Consider the following 21,560-nt stretch of genomic DNA (forward strand, 5'->3'; position numbering starts at 1 on the left):
ATATTAAAAAACAGTTTTTGGAAATAGGTCATGTCGAGTGTCACACAGCTTACGCGTAAGTTTAGGTCTGTCAGTTTTGACGAACTGGTCGGGCAGTCGTTGGTCGTGCGAATGCTTAAAAATAGTCTGTACGTGGGCAATATTTTTCCGGCGTACCTTTTTTTTGGGCAGTACGGGTGTGGAAAGACCTCGCTCGCACGGATTTTTGCCGCAGCGTTAAACTGTCACAATCTTTACAGCTTCCGGCAGAATCCAAAAACAGTTGATCTTCCCTGTGGCTCTTGTGACTCCTGTGTTGCCATGCGTGAAGGGAAGCATCCGGACTTTTCAGAGATCGATGCGGCATCCTGCACAGGCGTTGATCATATGCGTTCGATTATCGATGCGGCAGCGTATGTTCCGGCACTGGGGCAAAAGAGGATCTATCTGATTGATGAAGCCCACATGTTAAGTAAAGCCTCCTTCAATGCACTTTTGAAAATCCTTGAAGAGCCGCCACTTTCAGTCGTATTTATGTTGGCAACCACCGATGTTGAAAAGGTTATCGAGACAGTCAGGTCTCGTTGTTTCCAGCTTCCTTTGCAGCCGATCAGTCAAGAGACAGTTGAGCTTCATCTGCAAAAAATATGTAAACAAGAAGCAATTACTTATCAAGACCAAGCCCTGCGGCTTATTGCAGTCCATGCACGGGGTGCGATGCGTGACGCATTGAATCTTGTTGAGCGTGTGCGATCTGCGTATCAGACGGTCACAGTCGAAGCGGTGCAGGAGGTTGTGGGATATGTAAGTGACCAGTTTTTAGAGTCTATCTGGACCTGTGTGTACACAAAAAATCATACGGAACTTGCCCAGCATCTGAAAAGTAGCATCTTTCTTTCAGTCCAACCACAGCTTTTTTGGGGGCGTACGGTTTCGTTTTTGCGAGCTGTTTGGTATGATTATTTGGCTATTGTAACGGATGATGGGATTGAAAAAACAGTTGTAAAAAAAGCATCTGAACTGTATGGTCAACCGTTTGTTGTGCAAGCAATCAGGCTTTTTTACGATCGCGAGTCAGCCTTTTTAAAAAGTCAGTCACAGCGTTTTTTTATCGAATATCTACTGCTTTCATTGTGTCAACGCGCTGGTATTGATTCACAACAAAAGACAGCTATTTTTGCATCAACCTCAGATACAGAAAAGCACAAAAAAACTGTCGAAACTAAAGTGGAATCGAAGCAAAAGCAAACACACGCTGCCTTACCTTCTGAACAGCAAGGTAGTGTACGTGTTGAAAAGGTAGAACAAAAAATTGAACTGAAAGTAGCACAGGAAGATAAGGGTGTAAATTTTTTAAAACGGGTTCAGGCGCAGGCTTTGCCAATGCTTGCATCCTTTTTTTCGCAGGCAGAATGTGTGATTTCTTTGAATGAACAGCAGGTTGTGCATGTGCAGATTAATTTTCCTTCCAATTTGCATGCACTCAACGATGTTTTGACTGGTCAAGCAGCGCAATGGGTGCCGATTTTTAAGGACGTGTTTGGTGCGACTGCTGTCTATACGCTTACGTTCCATGGCGTGAATGTTTCAATAGTGAACGCAAAGCCTACCATTAAAACGAATGAGCAGGCACATATGGTTTCTGTTGAAAAAAAAACGCAAACACAACCGTATAAAAAAAATACTGAATCGTTTACAACAGTGGCGAAGAACTCTTTTGATGTTTCAGATGTTGCAAAATGGCCTCACACAAATATGATTTTAAACTATTTTCCGGGTACTGTGGTGTCCGTTGATCTGTAAAGGTATGTATGAGTAATCGTTGTTATCCTACCGTAGTATTAGTTGGTCGTACAAACGTTGGCAAATCGACCGTTTTCAATCGTATGGCAAAAGATGCAAAAAGTATTGTTTTTGATCGCGCGGGTGTTACACGTGACCTGGTCAAAGACATTGTTGAATGGCAGGGTAAATCGTTTGAACTGATCGATTCAGGTGGTATCGGTTTTGAAAATAAGACCGATTTTATGAGTCAGGAGATCCGCAAACGTGCTGAACTGGCTATTTCAAAAGCGCATGTGGCAATTTTTGTGTGCGATGGATCGGTCGGAGTGGTGCCTGAAGACCTTTATTTGGCGCGTCTTTTGCACAGATATAAGGTCCCTGCATTTGCGGTAGTTAATAAAATCGACACGAAAACATTTCGCGAAGAACAGTTTGATTTTTCTTCATTAGGATTTGAGCATATTATTGAGCTGTCTGCTGTTCATGGTACCGGCATGGTGGATCTTATGGAGCAGGTAATCGCCATGTTGCCTTCTGAGGCCGTTATTGCTGAACCAGAACAGGCATGTTCGGTGGTGCTTTTGGGAAAACCGAATGTGGGAAAATCTTCACTTTTGAATCTGTTAGTTCAGGCAGATCGTTCGATTGTATCTGATATTCCTGGCACCACACGAGAGCCGATTGTAGAACGAATCCAGTTTTATCATCAGGACATTCTGTTGACAGATACTGCGGGGGTGCGCAGACAGGGTGCCATTGAAGACCCGCTTGAAAACTTGATGGCAAAATCAACCTTGCAGGTAGTCCGAAGAGCAGATATTGTTTTGTTGCTTGTTGATGCGCATGAAGGGCAGCTTTCTGATCAGGAGTTAAAGCTCGCATTTTATGCGTTTCAATCTGAACAGAAGGCGCTGATTTTATTATTGAATAAGGTTGATCTGACGGTAGCAGATGAATACACAAAACAGTTGTTAAAAACTGATATTGAAGCGCATGGTTTTTTAACAGATAAGATTTATCGGCAGTCGATCTCATGCAAAACGGGCCAAAATATCGGCAAAATTCTCCCACTTGTCGCAGCAGTTGAAAAAAAACTGTCGCAGCAGTTTACCGTTGAAGATCTGACGATTTTGTTTAAAACTGCGCTTGAAAAAACACCATTATTTTGGAACAAAAATAGGCTAATTGTGTACCGTGCACAACAGATCAAATCATCACCTCACATTATTGCGTTATATGTTAACTCGCCTGACTGGTTTGGTGACTCGCAAAAAGCATTTTTTGAAAACGTATTACGCAAAGCGTATGATCTGACGAGTGTGCCCGTTAAGTTTGTGATAAGAAAGCGGTAGTTGTTATTGTTGTTGAGTTTTTTCCGCTTGTTCATTCTCATCTGTGTCAGGAATAACTGTTAATTCATCTTTTTTGGGGACATTCAAGCAAACTACCATTATCTGCGTTTCTTGTGCATCGTTTATTGCTTTCATCTCTTCGCATGCATCGTTTATTGTTTTTTCGAATTCGAAGTTCTTTTTAATCGTGTATGTACTGATCAGAATTGAAAGACTACTCATACCGAATGTAATTCGATTGATCAATGATTGTTGCATAAATTTTGCAGCCAGTCCTTTTGCCATTACTCCCATTCCATATGCTGAATTTCCAAAAATAATACTCAATCCAAGTGCTAGAAATAGATATTTGCTTTGATTTTTCATGTAACTCCTTAAAATAAACCAATGTATATATAACAAAAAAGTTCAAATCTGTCCTTTTTTCACTGTATTACTTATTTTTTAAATTGTCAAAAAATAAGTAATAATAATATATTTATATTGCTTTTGTTTTTCAAAAAATTACAAAAATATATTTTAAATATTCTTTTTACTCCAAAACTTCCACAAACTGGTCGATAATGGCAATTTTGATTCTATTTTCTTTTGCAGGTCGACTTGAAATTTTTGTTTTTCATTTTTTTCAGAAAGGTACAAAGCATGCTCCAATAATGCTGCTCGTTTTCGATCGGCAGGGTGTTTTTCAAAGTCCCATTGATCAATATTTTCTTTTTTAAAGGGAAGTTGATCTTCAGGAAGTTTGAGAATTTCTTTCCAATAATAATTCTTTTTTTGATAGGCTTTTTCAACATCTTCATCTGATCGAAGTTCTTTATCAATTGCACCGGTGTTGGCATTTTTCCGATGATTAATTGTATCTCTCAAAATCTCTTTTTTCTGAGGGACATTTGGTTCCACAAGAAACCCAACATCTGCTGCATATTCCCCAAAATGAAATAAAGGTTTTGTCTTTTGCATATCAGTTCTATAACTTAGCCATACGTCACCATTTAAAATATGTCTTTCTTCATGCTTTAATGAACTTGCTTTTTTAAATTCTGTTGCTCTATTCCAAGAATCTTTATCTATTTCAATAACAGTATGTTTATACTGTGTATCCAAGCTTGAAGCATATCCTTTATTTTCGACAATCTTAAAACGAATAGCATCAGTATCAAGATGATATTTTTGAGCATGCTCTAAAACTTCTTTCAAAATTTCAGGATATCCGCCATCAGTGTGTTGAATATTATTTTTTGTAATAATGTCCTTTGATTGTTTTAAAATAAATTCAGGTGTTGGCGGCAGGATTCCGTAATTAGCTTTTTGAGTGGCTTGTAATTTGTCTAAATAAAGATTTGCAAGTTCTTCAGGTGTTTGACAGTCGAATTGATCTTTTAATCTGTAGGTGCCATCTTTTCTGAATTGAAGATTGCCAGGTCTCATTTTTGCAAAAATGTCTTGGAAAATAGGTTTTTCATCTTTTTGTTTTTCGTAACAATGACGATCTTTTTCTGCATCTTTTTTTACACGTTCTGCATTTTCTTTTGCATATTCTTCATCTTTTTTTTTAATGCGTGCAAGCGTTAATGCGTAGTTCTTTTCTACACCGTCTTCCCACTCTTTGTAGCGCTTTTCTTCTTCATCTGATTCTAATTTTTTCTTATAACCATAAGCAAACAGTGAGCCAACTGTTCCGGTAACGGCTAGCGATGCTTTTTTTTGATAAGCTTTTGAAAATATACTGCTTGCATGTGCAAACATTCCGTACATTGAATTTTGGAATAACAGGCTCAAGCAGACCATCATATGTAGATAGTTCACATACTTTTTCATAAAAGCTTCCATTTTTAAACGTTTTTATACTTCGTATCTAGTATATATATTATTTCTAATTTGTCAATAAAGGTTAAACCGCTCTCTCAATGCTTTGCCGATTCAAATCTAAAAAAATTCCTAATGCAAAGTTCATTTTGCGTCTCAAAGAATCGGAGTTTAGCTTTAACTTCCGTAATCATTTTCTTTTTGCTACAATTTTAGATGCTGTTTTTTCTAAGGTATAATTTTTGCTAGGCAAGGCCCTGATGTATTACGGATTTGACAAGGCAAAAATCTTTTTATTGCTTGATTTGATTTTGCATACCATTTTTACAGACTGCATGGAACTAGCGAGCCCTGAAAATCCAATAAGTGTTATGTTAAAACAAAACCTACCGGGTATTGTTTTTGATAAGAATGGTTTTGATGAAACTGTACAAAAAAAGAATGTATTGTTAGCGTTGCCAATTTTAAAAGAACGTTTAAAAAAAAAGTTAAAAAAATGTGAAAAAATGTATGGTGAATATATAGATTTCGAGCGTGATGAAGGCAATTATTACTTGAACACTATTGAAGCTTTTACAAGCTTTCTCAACAATAAAAATAGCTTGTTTGTTTTGAAAGATCAGGAAAGTTTTTTAACGATTGTCAATGGTGTGCATCTGTATGACCCAATACAATATCTACCAGATTGGCATAATCATTTACAGAATTACTTTTTGACCTTAAAAACACAGTTTAAAAAAGAGTGTGGTATTAAGGTGTGTCCTCAATTTAATTAGTAGGGCATAAAAGCTTCAACCATGTGTGCATAGATGCGATGTAGAGCATAGATTGGAAGTTTCTAGCAAGTTTTTCAAAACGCATAGCAATGCCACGAAAATGCTTGAGTCGTGCAAAAAGATTTTCAACTAAGTGTCGATTTTTATACAAATGAGCATCAAATTCTGGATCTGGTCTAGTGCTGTTTTTTCTTTTTGGTATAATTACTTGCATTCCTTTTGTCCGTCCATAGATACGAATACTATCAGCATCATAGCCTTTGTCAGCGATAAAATATTCCGCTCCTTCGGCCAGGTCGATTAATTCGTTTGCAACCTTTGAATCGTGCACTTGACCCCCAGTGATTTTAAAATTGAGCGGATTTCCATGCGCATCGGTGCACATATGAATCTTTGTAGTAAGTCCACCAGCGGATCTTCCAATTGCTCGCTCTTGACCACGCTGAGCTCCAGTCGCATGTTGGTGAGCTCTAACATAACTTCCGTCGGCGAATACCCATTCTTTATCAACTTCTTTTCGTAGCATAAAAAAAAACCTTCCCATAGCCCTTTTTTTGACCAACGATTAAATCGATTAAATGCTGTTTGCCACGGACAAAATTCGGATGGAATATCCCTCCATGGTCCTCCAGTCCGCAATTTCCAAAGGATTGCTTCCATTATATTCCGCTCATTGCCCCACAGGTGGCATCCATGTTTACATAGTATCTCTTCTAGTTGTGACCAAATACTGTCTGTAATAACTCGACGTACCATTGCTTATCCTCGTTGCTGATTTCTGATACAAAAAACTTATCATTTTGTAGTGAAAATGCAACGTCATTACCTCATTTCAAATTGAGGACACACCTTAGTTTTGGCAGTTGGTCAAAGAAAAATGCAAAAATTTCAATAGATGAACGTTATCGTTCGCTGTTTAAGGAGCTATTTTTTTTGACCACCCAGGCTTTTGGGAGGCCTTCTAATCCTGATAAAGATTATTTATTTCTTCAGCAGTTTGTTCTGCTTGGTTGTAATGAAAAAAATCAACTTAAAAATATGTTTAGTCTGATTAAATCGGAAGCAAACGTTTCATATTTAAAAAATAAGATAAAGCTTATGCTTGCTCAAAATTATGAATATATTTTAAATAAACTAAAAGCAATTATTGATGAAAATAAAGAGCTTATACATCTTGATAACAGCTCGGTTAATGCTTTTCCATTGCAACATAGACTTTATCTTGTGCAAGTTTTTTTGAATGAGATTGTACGATATGGTGGGCACAACACAGATATTTTTCCAGTACAAGATCTTTTGAGCACGGCAGAACAGTATGCTTTAATAGCTTCAATGTTGCAATTTTACGATAATAATAAAGCGACTATTGCAAAGTTAAAAGCAGCTAGATTGAAAAAAGTGTTTTTTGGCAGAAAGATTGTGAATTTTTTTGGTATACAGCCTCGTACTGATGAAGTTAATTTTGCTTTTTTGAAAGAAGAAGATGCTAATTGGCAATTAGGAACGAGTACTGTTAATATTAAGTGTACTAGTACAGCTTATCAAGCACAATCTATGCTCAAACTTGCAAAAAATAACATCGCATTATGGGCAAAAATGAAGATACAACGTGAGACGCTACTTTTTTATTATCATGAAGAACTTGTAAAAGAATTGAATATAATGAATAATAAAAATGAAAATCAATTAATTTGGTTGGATTGGCAACGTATTTTTGAACTTATTTCTACAAACGCTGAATATTGGCAAAATAATTATAATAAAACTTTAGCTCTGTGCAAACAGTATGAAAGCTGTAAGAAAATCTTTAAATTTTGGTGTTCTGATCAAGAGATATCCGAAACTGATCTATCACATAGATTTGCATTTGTCATATTTGTTTTACAACTGTTTGACCCTAATACGTTTTTAGATATAGGATTTAAACCTACGGTAGATCAACTGCTCGACTCTATCAAAAATGGTACCTATGACTTTAGTAAACATGTAGAAAAAAAAGCTGAAATTTATGGCTGTTTTAATACCATTGATGATTTAAAAAAATATCTCAGGTCAATTAACTTTACCGATAAACACAGTAGAGTTTTTCAACAGTTTATTACTATTTATATGAAAAAAACCATTGATTTATCGGATGCCTCTTGTCAAAGGTATAACCCAGAGAACCTTCATTCACTTCTTGACAAGATCTGGCCAACGATACTTAAAGTTTGTAACAGTAGCACTGTCACAGCTCGTAGTTCTAACGCACAAAAGAAATGGGATCGAGATTGTCAGTTGTTTGAGCAGTGTAAGCTTTTATTCAAAAAAATACTGTGTGGTCAATTTTGCACAGAGCCTCCTGCCGCACAAAATAATCCTTCAATAGAAAGAGCCGCCGTAGTTTCAGCTAAAAGTAGAAAACAGTATTTACAATTGCGATATCACATTTTACGTGCAAATCAGTTTACTCATGCTTTATTCAGCAAACCGCTTGATGAGTTAGTCATGCTGAAAAAAGTTTTGAAGGTCGAGGATCCAAGAACTGAATCAAGTTTTTTAAAAAAAGCGTGGAATACCTTTGTTTCATTTAAACTAGTACAGAACCTTATTACTTTTGTAAAAACCTTTTTCAAAAACCAAAACTATCAACACAATGCTTAATTTTCTGATTGCTTGTTTCATTTAATTTTTTTGCATACGTATTTATGCTAACATAAACTATATTTTTAATTATGACGCCAGATAAAACTAAAGTAGGTGTCATGTGAAGGATGTTATGCCAGTAAAAAAAATAGTGCGCAAAAGACAGTCAGTAGATCAGCAAAAACTGTTCATTTTAGATACCAATGTTCTGCTTCATGATCCGCATGCATTAGAATCGTTTGAAGGTGTGCATGTTTCGGTTCCTGTGATTGTTTTGGAAGAGCTTGACCGGTTCAAGCATGAAGGCACCGATCGTGGTCGCAATGCGCGTGAGGTTATTAGAATACTTGATCGTTTGCGTGCACACGGTTCATTAAAAGATGGTGTTGCATTGTCGCATGGAGGTAAGGTTAGCATTCTGTTTTCCTCATCAATGGATAAAAATGCGGCATTACTTGAAGATAATAACGACAATGGGATTATTAAAATCGCATACACCTGTCAACAACAGGGGTACGCGGTTACTTTTATTTCAAAAGATCTGAATGCACGGGTCAAAGCCGATGCACTTGGCATTCGTACAGAAGATTATCAGAAAGAGACCGTTTCGCCTGAAGAGTTTTATCATGGGTGGGTTAAAGTTCCTGTTTCTGCCAATGAGCTTCGTGCAGAACTTCCTGGTGTTTTAAATGATCTGTATAAAGGTTTGGCATACAATGAGTTTGTGCTGCTTGAAAGTCAACACAATCCCCATAACTATCGACTGTTTCGATACTTGGGAAATAAAAATTTCAAAACGGTAACTGATGTACCAATGCGTTGGCCGCTGCGTGCCAAAAACCCCGAACAGCTTATGGCACTTGATCTTCTGTTTGATCCGGCGGTTCAGTGTATAACCCTTTTTGGTCCTGCAGGAACGGGAAAAACTTTTCTGGTGCTACTTGCCGGACTGTATAAAGTTCTGGTTGAACATGAATTTGAACGGATGCTCGTTTCGCGACCTGTCATACCACTTGGTCGTGATCTTGGGTATCTGCCCGGAACGTTGGAAGAGAAACTGTACAGTTGGATGTTGCCGATTTATGACAATATTCAGTTTATTGTTCATTCGACCAAAATGGATATCCATGGAGCTGGCACTAACGGACATGAGCATGTTGTTAGCAGTAAAAAATTAAAAGAGCGGCACCAAGATCGAAGTAAACATAAAGGTTCATTTGGCAATGATGAGCATAGTGTGGCCGAAAAGAAAGATGGCATGACGTTAGAAAATCTTATAAAACAGAATAAGATAAGTCTTGAGCCGATAACGTACATGCGTGGTCGGTCAATACCCTACCAACTCATTTTTGTTGATGAGGTCCAAAATTTAACCCCTCACGAGGTTAAAACACTGGTTACGCGTGTGGGCCAGGGTTCAAAAATTGTTCTGGCCGGTGATCCGTATCAGATCGACTCACCCTATCTGGATTTTGCAAGTAACGGTCTTGTTGCAGCCAGTGAGCGGTTGAAAGGACAACGGCTTTTCGGTTCTGTATTCTTGCAGACTAGCGAACGAAGTGAGTTGAGTGAAATGGCCAGTAAGTTGTTGTAGGAAGTTTTTTTGTCCAAATTGATCCTTTTTCCGCACCAAGTTCATTGCCTGTAAACAAGGTGGGAGCAGTACACTGCTTGTAATGATAAAGAATTGTAACTTGCGTCAAGCAAAAACGAAATTCTTAACTGAATGATCTAGCATGGGATGCTTTTTTTAAAAAAAACGAGAGAGACGTTGTAAGATCTCTCTCGTTGCATTCTAGTAATTTTGTAGCTCGATGATCAAGAAGGTGTATTAGAGGCCTCTTTGTGCATCATCATCGATCGATTTTGATGGGCCATTACCCTTGGTGGCAGCATTCCATAAGCTTTTTCCAGCCCCTGACCAGTTTACCCCCGCCCAATCTTTCCTCACTACCTTTAATTGATCATTTAGGTAATATACTTGATCCTTCACCTGATCACCAAAAGGTTTGTCCTGAGTTTGTTGGGCATTCGTTCCACCCAACTCATTATTTTGTGGCTGATTTTGCTGTACTTCTTTTGTAGCTTCAGTTGTTATTGGCTGTGCTGGTACTTCTATAGCAGTATTATTATTTTCTATCTGCTTGTCTGCGTGGACCATGTCATTTTCAGGTGCTGGTACAATCGGTTTAGCTCCAGTTTGATCCAAAGTGCTGTCTTGCTCTTTTTGTGATCCAGTAGTAGTACCAGTTAATGAAGCGGTAGGTGTTCCTGTTTCTGTAGGATTTGTTTTGGTACTGGTGTTATTGTTAGTTGTAGTTTTATTATCATCATTGTTGTTCTTTGTTGGTGTTGGCAGTGCTGCTGCGTCTTTATTCTGACCAGAACCTGTGCTGTTTGCAGGGTCCGTTGCTTGCGTTGCGTTTAACAGAGCCGCCGCTGCTGTTTTGTTTTTGTGACGAACGATAAAAAACACCGCGCCCCCAATCACTGTCGCTGCCGTTCCTACTCCGACTATACAGGCTTTCAGAGGAGATATGCCAAGTTTTTTGAGTTTAAGGATAACGGTAGCTTTTATTCTTTTAGTGTATTTTGAAAATGCACTTTCCGCTTTTAATTCATGTTTTGAAATAAGAAAAACAGAACTTAACACAGCGCAATAAAAAATCTTCTTTATGCTCATGGCGACCCTTAAAAGAATAATAATTATGTTGATGAACTTTTATTTAGATTATTTTTTTAAAAATAAATCACAATAAGGTTAAACTTATAGAGAATTTTGTCAAGTATATTGACTTTTTTTAGCATCTTTACGAGTCTAAGGTTTAGGTATTTTTTTTGTTATATTGTTCAATAGAAGTGTAGTGCGCATTATAAATAAGCATTATTTTTTACAAAAAACTTAATCAATAGGAAGCTAAAAACAGTGACTGAGGTTTTTAGAAAATAGTGTGTTGACCTAAAAATCGTGCTTTTAAAAAGGGCAGCTTAATAGGCATAATCTGTCTTCCACGAGGGGTTTTTTCAAGATACCCTTTTCTCATCAAAAAAGGCTCATACACTTCTTCGACCGTTTCGGGATCTTCTCCGATCAGATGGGCGATTGTTTCAAGTCCAACAGGTCCACCATTACAATGGGTGATCATAGTTTTTAATAATAATACATCGATTGTTGTTAATCCTTCCTGATCAATGCCTAAAAATGCCAATGCTTTTTGAACATTTGCAAGGTTTGCTGGTTGTTTTTGCACTTGACAAAAATCTCGAACGCGGCGAAGCAGTTTTTTTGCAATTCGAGGGGTCCCTCGAGCTGCTTGTGCAATTAAGAGCGCTCCTGTGTGCTCAAGTTCGCAGCCAAGAAACTGTGCTGATTGAATGATAATCTGTTGTAAATCATTTTCATTATAAAAATCAAGTCTTTCGGTAATTCCAAAACGACTTCGCAAGGGAGCGGAAAGCATGCCACTTTTTGTGGTAGCTCCAATAAGTGTAAATGGATTGATAGGGAGACTAATCGATTTAGCTCCTGTTCCTTGACCAATAATCATGTCTACTTTAAACTGCTCCATTGCTGAGTACAGTGTTTCCTCGACGTTACTTGGAATACGGTGAATTTCATCAATAAATAGGATAGATCGCTTTTCTAGGGTTGACAAAATAGATACAAGGTCTCCAGGTCGTTCCAACATTGGGCCACTGCACATACGTATATCACAATCCATCACCTGTGCCATAATCGTTGATAATGTCGTTTTGCCAAGTCCAGGTGGGCCAAAAAGTAACAGGTGATCTAAAGGCTCACTGCGCATTTTTGCTGCTTGTGTATAGATTGCCAGTTTTGTTTTTAGTTCAGACTGCCCTATGTATTCATCAAATGAGCGTGGTATGAAATCTAAGTTTTTTTCTTCAACTGTTGCTGTTTGTAGTTCAAGAATATTGACGGTTGGTTCAACTGTTTTCATAAGTCTGTTTTCGTAAAAATCTATTTTCTTTAAGATAGTTTTTTTTATTCTTCAATGCAAATAAGGTGGTTTCAATACAATTAGTGAAGTTCTTGCATCTGATGATAGGTGATGTTGTTCAAAAATCCAAGGCTAATATAGTTTACCCATAAATTTGTCAGGCCATAGGAGCAAAAGGGCAACGGTATACCCACGATGGGAAGCATACCCAATACCATGCTGATGTTGATGATGGTTGATAGAAATATGTGCAAGGTAATCCCAGCTCCATATAGTTGCATGAGCCTGTTTTTTGTCTGACTAATGATTATAAAGATTCTTGTAAAGAGGATGCCGTACAAAATGAGTAATAAAAGGGCACCAAGCAGTCCCCACTCTTCGCATAGTACGGCAAATACAAAATCTGTTCTGCCTTCGGGCAAAAACTGTAATTTATTTTGTGTGCCTTTTAGTAATCCTTTTCCCCAAAGGCCACCTGATCCAATGGCAATAATTGCCTGTTCTGTTTGGTATCTTTCTTTTAAAGGGTTGCCGTAGCCGAAAAAAACTGCGATCCGTTCTTTTTGATAAGACCTTAAGATGGTAAAAAGATAGGGAGCTGTTAGGATGCAACTGATGAATCCGATATAAAATATTTTTTTTGGAAGGCCTGCAAACCAGACCAGAAGCAGTCCTATTAAGAAAATAATAACCGCAGTTCCTAAATCAGGCTGTTTGCGTATAAGTAAAAAACTGGCAAATAAGCATATTAAAACAAAAAAGAACCCAAATTTTCGCTTTTGCGCTATTGAAAGATAGTATATGGAGAAAGAAGGAAACATAATTTTTCCAAGTTCAGATGGTTGAAATTTTAAAAATCCCAGATTAATCCATCGTTGACCACCAAGTCCGACATGTCCACGAAAGAGCGTATATAAAAGCATCATTAAGAAGATTGGATATAAAAAATAGGAATATTTTAAGACGCTTCTGAAATCCAATTTGCTAGATAACAGGTACAGTACGTTTCCAGTAAGAATACCGAAAAACTGTTTTTGAAAAAAAAGAGAAAAAAACGCATACGCTTTAATGGTTGTACTCCATATAAAAAGGAGTCCAATGCACGCAAGGCTGTTGATAACAAGAATAATAAGCAGATCGATTTTAGTTGTATTGCTACTTTGTATCAGCATTAACAAATACTCGAGTGTTTAAGCAAGTCGATACAAGTTTTTTGCATGCCTGCTTAAACACGGTTATTTGGTACTTAGAATAGATTATGATACTTCTTCTTCGTCTGTTGTTTTTTCTGAAAGTTGTGTAAACATGTCATTCGTGAGTCGTTCGGCTTCAAAAATGATTTTATCTGCTTGATCTGGATGAATAACCTGTGCCTTTCTTTTGTTAATGCTGATTATTCCATCGATGGATACTTTTTTAACGAGACACTGTTTACATAGTTGTTCTGTTTTAGCATAAAGAATTCGATAGATATGCGTCTTTATCTTGTTGGTTAATGTTGTTATTTGTGTGCCTTCACTAAACATTTTTCGTTGAAGTATGAAAAACTGCTTTTCTAGTTCGGCTGCTTCTTTTTTGTTTTTTGATTTTTCGCTCTGTTTTAGCAAGGTAGCAAAGCTGTTTTGAGTTTCTTTCATCGCCTTCATTAAGTTTTCCGGCAGAGCTTTTCCAATCACCTGTTGAATGGCACTATGACTTTCTAATGTTTTTTGGTCACAATTGTTTTGGAATGTTTGAAAATTACCTTGCACATTTTTCATCTTATTTGCAATGACTTGTTGATCGAAATTCTGCCCCTCTGTGCTTTTTTGTAATGACTCTATGAAATATTTGTTAAGTTCAAAGTCAAAAGCAAACAGATTAATGAGATCGCCTAGATTTTTTTTATTTAAATCTGAGGTGAAATCTGAAAAAATTTGGTTTACCTCATCTGATATCTTTTCAAAATTTATACTCTCTAGCACATCAGCTTCACCGTACGAGAGCTTTGGAGATAAAATTATCAGAGTGGTTAATACAAAATTAAAAACAGTCTTTGTGCTATAAAAGCATTCTTTTAACATGAACGATAACTCCCTATAAAATATATTCAGAATATGTTTGCAGATACATCAATATTGCCTATTACGTTTAAAAACTTGTCTTCTCTAATGTAATAGTTTTCAAAATGGTCGGGGCGGCCAGACTCGAACTGGCAACCCCTCGCTCCCAAAGCGAGTGCGCTACCAATTGCGCTACGCCCCGATGGTATAGTCAGAAGGTTTAGAAGATCACTAAAATAATACAAGCTTTTTCTTAAAAATCAACCTTCTTTATTTTTATCGTCTTCTGTAAGATAGACAAGCTTGATTGTTCCAAAGGTAACCGCCGCCTTGACGGTGATCATTGGTGTGTGGTCGTGACCGATATTATTCCAAATAAATTTTTGATTAAGCGTCAAACTTTCCTTTCTGCCAGGTACGATTATCGTACTGAAAAAACCTTTAATTTTTATTCGTATTGACTGGCTTGGATTGATAAAAAATACCGTTTGGCCGAACGTTGTTTTATTATAAAGATGTGTGTTGTGCGTTATATTATTTAAGTACCAATGGGTATTTTGAAAAAAAGTTTTAGATTGATTTGTCTCTGTGGTCCCATAGATGACTTTAGTTTGGTAATCATTATGTATTCGTTTTTCAAGGAAAAATGTATCTATTCCTAAAATCTGAAATCCAAGATAGATAAGAAAACAACCGATAAAAAGTTTTAAAAATGGGATAGACACCCCAAAGGCTGATTCCAAAATAATTTGCAAACCTAAGAACAAAAGAACGATTCCCCAAAAGAACTGCATTTCAGCCTTTCATTTTTGAAAAGTGGGGTGAGTGGTGGGACTTGAACCCACGACCCCCAGAGCCACAATCTGATGCTCTGCCAGCTGAGCTACACTCACCACGTATGATTTTCAGTTTTATGTAAGAGGCTTTTTTGTTTTTACACACTCACAATTGTTTGGTATAATGACACTAAAGTTTGAAAATGTCAATTTTTATCCAGTAAATCCAATAAGGAAAAGTGTGCCATATCAAGGGAAGTGTGTTGAGTCTAGTCAGTCTATTATCATCAAGGGGGCTCGAGAGCATAATTTGAAGGACATCACGGTAGAGATTCCTAAAAATTCGCTCGTTGTTATTACTGGCCCGTCAGGTTCAGGTAAAAGTTCTTTGGCATTGGATGTTTTATACACCGAAGGTAAACGGCGTTATATGGATTCGTTATCTTCTTATGCGCGACAGTTTTTGGGAGTGGTTGGCAAGCCAGAAGTTGACGCTATTGATGGTCTCTGCCCGGCGATTGCTATAGAACAGAAGACGGTAGGCAGTAATCCGCGCTCAACCGTTGGAACAATTACGGAGATTTATGACTGTTTGAGGGTTCTCTTTGCTCAAGTGGGAGTTCCGCATTGCCCAAAATGTCACAAGGTAGTAAAAGCTGAATCGCCAGAAAGCCTTTCAGCGCTTATTCAGACACAATTTCATGGTCAAGTTATTACTATTCATGCACCGTTTGTTCATGATAGAAAAGGGGAATATACGGAAGACTTGAAAAAGTTTTTTCAATCTGGATATTACCGTTTTCGTATTGATGGTGTTGTGTATAAATTTACTCATATCGATGAGGTTGCGAAATTAAAATTGCAAAAAATGCATAAACATACCATAGATATTTTAGTAGATAGTATTGATTTGAGTGAATATGAACATGGGAGAGTGCAAGCCTCTGTAGAACATGCTTTTCAAATAGGAAAAGGAGTTTGCAAAATCAGTTCTGCGTCACAGCTTGAGCAGGTATATTCGATTGACCACGTATGTCTGCATTGCGGTGAGTCGATGCCTGAATTTGAACCTCGTAATTTTTCTTTTAATTCGCCAATTGGAGCTTGTCAACAGTGTGAGGGGCTGGGTATTGTCAGTGGATGGATGAATGGATTAATGGAAGCTGAAAGTAGGTGGTCAAATATACGCTGGAAAGAAGAAATTTGTGATGCTTGTGATGGCAAGCGTCTTAATCCATATGCATTGGCAGTTAAAATTAATGACTGTTCGATAGCCGACTTGGCGGGATATTCGATAGCTGATCTGAGGGTTTTTTTTGATAATTTGGTATTAGATCCGGTTGCTCAAGAAGTAGTAAAAGGACTTATCAAAGAATTAAAAACGAAAATTGAGTTTTTGCAGAATGTTGGTTTGTCGTATTTAACATTGAGTAGGCCTGCCCAAACTTTGTCTGGCGGTGAGGCACAACGTATCAGACTGGCAACGCAAATAGGTTCTATGTTAACAGGCGTATTATATGTGTTGGATGAGCCCAGCATTGGACTACATCAGCGTGATAATGATAAATTAATTAAAATGCTTGAACTATTGAGAGATATTGGAAATACGGTAGTTGTTGTTGAGCATGATTTGGATACTATTGCAAGGGCTGATTTTATTATTGAAATGGGTCCTGGTGCAGGTGTTCATGGGGGAATGGTTGTGGCAACTGGTACGCCGGAAGAGATTAAAAATAATGAAAAATCGTTAACTGGTGGATACTTATCTGGCCGCTTAAAAATTACCAAAACTGGACCATTGAGGCCTACAGCCAAATTTTTGACGCTGAAGCATTTATCTAAAAATAATTTAAAGAATATTACGGTTAGCTTTCCACTTGGTGTGATGTGTGGGATTTCTGGAGTCTCCGGATCGGGCAAAAGCACGTTAGTAATACAAGAGCTGGTGCCAATACTTATGCGAGAACTTGACGGTAGATCTCTTGTAAAGCGTGCTGCTACAGTTGGGAAAGAGATAAAATTAGAAAAAGAGAAGGATGTTATTGGTGCGGAATATATTGAATCATTAGTGGTTATTAATCAGTCTCCTATTGGCAGAACACCGCGATCAAATCCGGCAACTTATTTGGGTATTTTTGATGACATTCGCAAACTGTATGCGCAGCTCCCGGAAAGCCTGGCACGAGGCTATAAGCTTGGTCGGTTTAGTTTTAATACAAGTGAAGGAAGATGTTTTGAGTGTGCCGGTGAAGGTACGATAACCTATTCGATGCATTTTTTACCTGAAGTTGTGATGCAATGTAAAACGTGTAAAGGTAGGCGATATAACGAAGCCACACTAGAGATCCTGTTTAAAGGTAAACATATTGCTGAAGTGCTTGCTATGACTGCCTTTGAAGCCTCACTCTTTTTTGAATCACATAAAGGTATTAAAAAAAAGTTAGATCTTTTATGTGAGGTTGGCCTTGAATATCTGCAGTTAGGGCAATCGTCAAATACACTTTCAGGTGGTGAAGCTCAACGGATTAAACTTGTTGATGAGTTGGGCAAGCGTGGTAAAAATACGCTCTATATTTTAGATGAACCGACTACTGGATTGCATAGCTGTGATATAGATAAACTTTTAAAGGTCTTAAATACACTTGTAGATAAAGGTAATTCAATGATAATTATTGAACATAATATTGACGTGTTAAGAGTTATGGATTATCTCATTGACATGGGTCCAGAGGGTGGTGTTGGTGGAGGAACTGTTGTGTGCCAAGGAATTCCATCTTACCTGGTTACTATTGATCAGGGTTATACGGGACGCTATTTAAAACCATATTTTGAAGTTTTACAAAATTCATAAGGAATTCATGTTTAAGTGTCTTGTGTGTGCCATCTTTGCGATGGTTTTTTTACAAAGTTTTTCTCAATTGTCTTTATCTTTACCGCAGCTAAAAAAGAGCGAGTGGCACAGTATGCTAAAGCAATACAGCGAAGATTAAAACGAGATTATTACTTGGAGCGTTCGATTAAGATGGCCACCGCTGGATATTACCTTTTTATATGTGGACAGTTTCTATATAGTGCGTCTTTCGATAAAAATACGCAGCAAAATTGTAGCTGTGACAAGTCCTTGGTGCCGATAATTCCTGATAAAATTTTATCAGGGCAAACGTGGGACAATACACCGTGGAAGCAGGTTCCGGGATATGCCTGGGGATCATTTAAAGCAGGGTGTAGTGGTTTTTTGAGTGGTATAACTAGTGGAGCATTTTTGAAGGCGGTTGCACAGCTTTGTGGTCAAGCATTTGTGATGAGTGTAACGCATACTGTTGTTGATAGTGTGACGAGTCAGTATGTGCATGAGCATACGATCTCATGGTATGTTGATACTCAGGCATGTTATACAGCCACTATTCAGATCTGTACACAACTGCTTGTTGTGTACGAGCAGGCGTTAAAAAACTCAGGTGATACTGAGCGGGTATACCATGTACTCAAAACGATGTCATCACTTTTATTCAGGCAGGTTGAAAAAATAATAGGGTACATGGAGTATCGTAGTGGACAGCTGCCATCAGCCACAAAGCAAGATGCTATGTCGATTCATGAATATCTTTTTGAATATGCAAAAGAGTTTCGTGATGTGTATAAAGATGCTTTGGAACGTAAAGATAGCAATAGTTTGTCACTGTTGCTTGAACAGTTTTTAAATAAGGTAGGTTATATGGTCAAAGGATTTTCTTTGTTTGAAGAATTTCCTGAAAAACCTTCAGGAGTCAAATAACTACCTTCATTTTGATGTGAGAATGGACAGTCAGTATGCATGAAGAGATTACGCAGCAAACCCCGTTAATGCAGCAATATGCGACTATAAAAAAAGAGTACGCAGATATGTTGCTCTTTTTTCAGGTTGGGGATTTTTATGAACTTTTTTTTGATGATGCAAAAACAGCGGCTCATTTTTTGGGTATAGCGTTGACAAAGCGTGGCAAAACTGCAGGAACTGATATTCCGTTGTGTGGTGTACCGATACATGCGTTTGATCATTATGTGAGCAAATTGGTAAAAGGTGGGTTCAAAGTTGCCGTGTGTAACCAGCTTGAGCAGCCAAAACCTGGTACGGTGGTTCGTCGAGGGGTTGTGCGTGTGTTTACGCCTGGTACTCTGGTTGAGCAACATTTATTAGATGAAAAATCCTCATCCTATATTGTTGTTTTAAGGTGTGTAGCCGATGGGTTTGGCTTTTTAGCAGTAGAATTTCTAACGGGGCAGCTCTTTTTTACTTTCATTAATGATGCAGCAATACATCGACTTGAAGCTGAGTTGTTACGATTTTTTCCGGACGAAATTATTCTTATTTCTGCTGATAAGCTACAATTTGTAGAGCTTTTTAAAAAAATAAATTTTGTCAATGCTTGCATTATTGATGTAATTATACAGGATGATCAGTGTGAAGATTTTTTAGGATGGATTGCCGCACAATTTCATCAATCCACCGTTGACCTGATTGAAAAACATGTATCCATCCACCAAACCCTCCTTCTATTCTATGCGTATCTTAAAAAATCTCATGAGCAGGCGTTGGTATCATTTTCTTCATTGCACAGGTACACAGCAACAGATTTTTTGAATATCGACACCATCACGCAAAAAAACCTTGAGCTTTTTGTAAATCTTTATGACGGCAGCAGAAATCATACCTTGTTACAGCTTCTGGATAAGGCAGTAACTCCGATGGGCTCACGAATGATCAAAAAATGGCTTACTCGACCATTGATAGATGCAAAAATGATTAATCAGCGGCTTGATGTGATTGAACTATGTTTTAAAGACCCATTATTTGCTGAGAAAATCACTGATATTTTAAAAAAAATTGGTGATGCGGAACGTGCCATTGGAAGAATTCTATTGGCAAAAGCGGTATTAGCAGATTTCTTTTTGTTACGTGATTTTTTGACAGCTCTTGATAGCATTAAACAGCTTTTGCAGCCTGTCAGTGAGTCGTTTGCTTTGCTCAGTAGTATTAATCAATCTCTCGTGCAACTGCCTGAAATGCAACAACTTTTGGCAGATGGTTTGGATGAAGCCACATTATCTACCGGTTATATTATTCGCCCCGGTTTTGATCAACCTCTTGACCAGCTGAGAGAGCTGATGGTCAATGGTAATCAAAAAATAGTTGAGCTTGAAAAGCAGGAGCAGGAAAAAACGGGAATTGGTAGTTTAAAAATACGTTTTAATACGTTATATGGCTATTATATTGAGATGAGTAAAACAGCGGCAGTGCATGTTCCGGAGGATTATAAACCTTTGCAGTCCTTGGTTGGTAAAGAGCGTTACACGTGTACGCAACTAGATCTTCTTGCGCGTCAGATTGAACGAGCAAAAGCAGATTTTTATGATCGTGAAAGGCTGCTTTTTGAGGATATTAAAAGTCGTACCTGTATGTTTGGACCTCAGTTGCGAAAGACGTGTCATGGCATTGCACATCTGGATGCTATTCTTGGGCTGGCAGCCTGTGCACAGCAACGTCAGTATGTAAGACCATTGTTTACACAAGAAAAAAAAATAGCAATTAAAGGGGGACGGCACCCGATTGTAGAGGCTTCAACAAATGTGCCATTCATCCAAAATGATACATTATTGGACCAAGCGCAGACCCTTTTTATATTGACTGGCCCAAACATGGGTGGCAAGTCAACCTATCTTCGTCAGACGGCCTTAATTACTATCATGGCACATCTTGGCAGCTTTGTTCCCGCCGCTTCGGTAGAACTTATGGTATGCGATGGAGTATATACACGCATCGGTTCTGGTGATTTTATTTCTGGGGGTAAAAGTACCTTTCTTGTTGAAATGGAAGAGACAGCCAAAATATGTCAGTATGCAACTGATCGAAGTCTGGTCATTTTAGATGAGGTAGGCCGGGGTACCAGTACAGTGGACGGCCGATCAATTGCGCAGGCAGTCATTGAATATCTGGAAAAAAAACCCGTTTTGACACTTTTTGCAACCCATTATCATGAACTTACGGCACTTACGTTAACTCATTCTGGGATTAAAGCTTTTTTTATGGCATGTAAAAAGCATGCAAATGGGATTACTTTTTTATATCAGTTAACACCAGGAGTAGCTGATGGTTCGTTTGGCATTGAGGTTGCAAAGCTGGCACAGCTGCCTGAAAAAGTTTTAGAGCGAGCAGTAATGCTGTGTCAACAGGCTTTGTCTGAGGAAAAAAGGTTCGTGGATGGACCTATTCAATTTTTGGCTGTAAACGAAGTAAATACTGTTTGTCAACATGAATTATTGATTAATCAGGTACGAGCGTTGAATGTTGAAGATATTACACCACGGCAGGCGCTTGATATTATCGTAGAATTACAGAAAAATCTACAATAAAATAACCATCAAAAAATTTGTTATCTTGGCTAAAAACTGATATTGTGAAGATACTAGCAAAATATTG

The 21,560-nt window shown here is 37.8% G+C and carries 16 protein-coding genes and 2 tRNA genes; 8 read left to right on the top strand and 10 right to left on the bottom strand.

Going from position 1 to position 21,560, the window contains the following annotated elements; all coding sequences use genetic code 11:
- Positions 1–30: 30 nt before the first annotated feature.
- Positions 31–1,782, top strand: coding sequence for a DNA polymerase III subunit gamma/tau (gene dnaX / locus IPG37_01420; GenBank protein QQR54066.1), 1,752 nt, complete (start codon positions 31–33; stop codon positions 1,780–1,782).
- Between the two features lie 8 nt (positions 1,783–1,790).
- Positions 1,791–3,116 carry a ribosome biogenesis GTPase Der gene (der, locus tag IPG37_01425; protein ID QQR54067.1) on the top strand — a complete coding sequence of 442 codons (1,326 nt, stop codon included), beginning with the start codon at positions 1,791–1,793 and terminating at the stop codon, positions 3,114–3,116.
- 3 nt (positions 3,117–3,119) lie between these two features.
- Here der and IPG37_01430 read toward each other — a convergent pair whose 3' ends face one another.
- Both IPG37_01430 and IPG37_01435 read right to left on the bottom strand, forming a co-directional pair.
- Positions 3,120–3,482: a hypothetical protein gene (locus IPG37_01430; GenBank protein QQR54068.1), complete on the bottom strand. Its 363-nt coding sequence runs from the start codon at positions 3,480–3,482 to the stop codon at positions 3,120–3,122.
- 153 nt (positions 3,483–3,635) lie between these two features.
- The gene (locus IPG37_01435; protein QQR54069.1) at positions 3,636–4,934 is read right to left on the bottom strand and encodes a hypothetical protein; all 1,299 of its coding nucleotides are present in this window, start codon (positions 4,932–4,934) and stop codon (positions 3,636–3,638) included.
- A gap of 248 nt (positions 4,935–5,182) precedes the next feature.
- On the opposite strand from IPG37_01435, the gene IPG37_01440 reads away from it, so the two are divergent.
- Positions 5,183–5,698 carry a hypothetical protein gene (locus IPG37_01440; GenBank protein QQR54070.1) on the top strand — a complete coding sequence of 172 codons (516 nt, stop codon included), beginning with the start codon at positions 5,183–5,185 and terminating at the stop codon, positions 5,696–5,698.
- On the opposite strand, the gene IPG37_01445 is transcribed toward IPG37_01440, so the two are convergent.
- A protein-coding gene (locus tag IPG37_01445) for an IS5 family transposase (protein QQR54071.1) occupies positions 5,691–6,454 on the bottom strand; the annotation gives its coding sequence in 2 pieces (ribosomal slippage) (positions 5,691–6,244 and positions 6,244–6,454; 765 coding nt in all). The genes IPG37_01440 and IPG37_01445 overlap by 8 nt on opposite strands.
- A gap of 81 nt (positions 6,455–6,535) precedes the next feature.
- Here IPG37_01445 and IPG37_01450 point away from each other — a divergent pair.
- Complete coding sequence (locus IPG37_01450; GenBank protein QQR54072.1) at positions 6,536–8,341, top strand: hypothetical protein; 1,806 nt, start codon at positions 6,536–6,538, stop codon at positions 8,339–8,341.
- Positions 8,342–8,456: 115 nt separating this feature from the next.
- Positions 8,457–9,917 carry a PhoH family protein gene (locus IPG37_01455; GenBank protein ID QQR54073.1) on the top strand — a complete coding sequence of 487 codons (1,461 nt, stop codon included), beginning with the start codon at positions 8,457–8,459 and terminating at the stop codon, positions 9,915–9,917.
- A 237-nt stretch (positions 9,918–10,154) separates the two neighbouring features.
- On the opposite strand, the gene IPG37_01460 is transcribed toward IPG37_01455, so the two are convergent.
- The 7 genes from IPG37_01460 to IPG37_01490 form a co-directional block, all read right to left on the bottom strand.
- The gene (locus IPG37_01460) at positions 10,155–11,006 is read right to left on the bottom strand and encodes a hypothetical protein (protein ID QQR54074.1); all 852 of its coding nucleotides are present in this window, start codon (positions 11,004–11,006) and stop codon (positions 10,155–10,157) included.
- A 256-nt stretch (positions 11,007–11,262) separates the two neighbouring features.
- Entirely contained in the window at positions 11,263–12,285 is a 1,023-nt protein-coding gene (gene ruvB / locus IPG37_01465) for a Holliday junction branch migration DNA helicase RuvB (GenBank protein ID QQR54075.1), read from the bottom strand.
- An 80-nt stretch (positions 12,286–12,365) separates the two neighbouring features.
- Entirely contained in the window at positions 12,366–13,457 is a 1,092-nt protein-coding gene (locus tag IPG37_01470) for a rod shape-determining protein RodA (protein QQR54076.1), read from the bottom strand.
- An 84-nt stretch (positions 13,458–13,541) separates the two neighbouring features.
- Positions 13,542–14,348 carry a hypothetical protein gene (locus tag IPG37_01475; protein QQR54077.1) on the bottom strand — a complete coding sequence of 269 codons (807 nt, stop codon included), beginning with the start codon at positions 14,346–14,348 and terminating at the stop codon, positions 13,542–13,544.
- 105 nt (positions 14,349–14,453) lie between these two features.
- Positions 14,454–14,529: transfer RNA gene (locus tag IPG37_01480), tRNA-Pro, on the bottom strand.
- A 58-nt stretch (positions 14,530–14,587) separates the two neighbouring features.
- A complete protein-coding gene (locus IPG37_01485; GenBank protein ID QQR54078.1) occupies positions 14,588–15,121 on the bottom strand; it encodes a hypothetical protein in 534 nt (177 codons plus the stop codon).
- A gap of 23 nt (positions 15,122–15,144) precedes the next feature.
- Positions 15,145–15,220, bottom strand: a tRNA-His gene (locus IPG37_01490).
- A 67-nt stretch (positions 15,221–15,287) separates the two neighbouring features.
- On the opposite strand from IPG37_01490, the gene uvrA reads away from it, so the two are divergent.
- Genes uvrA through mutS form a run of 3 tightly spaced genes read left to right on the top strand, consistent with a single transcriptional unit; the run spans position 15,288 to position 21,493 of the window.
- A complete protein-coding gene (gene uvrA / locus IPG37_01495) occupies positions 15,288–17,954 on the top strand; it encodes an excinuclease ABC subunit UvrA (GenBank protein ID QQR54079.1) in 2,667 nt (888 codons plus the stop codon).
- 24 nt (positions 17,955–17,978) lie between these two features.
- Positions 17,979–18,878 (top strand): hypothetical protein, encoded by a 900-nt coding sequence (locus IPG37_01500; GenBank protein QQR54080.1) that lies wholly within the window; start codon positions 17,979–17,981, stop codon positions 18,876–18,878.
- Positions 18,879–18,913: 35 nt separating this feature from the next.
- Positions 18,914–21,493 (top strand): DNA mismatch repair protein MutS, encoded by a 2,580-nt coding sequence (gene mutS, locus IPG37_01505; GenBank protein QQR54081.1) that lies wholly within the window; start codon positions 18,914–18,916, stop codon positions 21,491–21,493.
- The last annotated feature ends 67 nt before the right edge of the window (positions 21,494–21,560 follow it).

It is taken from the genome of bacterium (assembly GCA_016699125.1).
Taxonomy (GTDB): domain Bacteria; phylum Babelota; class Babeliae; order Babelales; family Vermiphilaceae; genus AWTP1-30.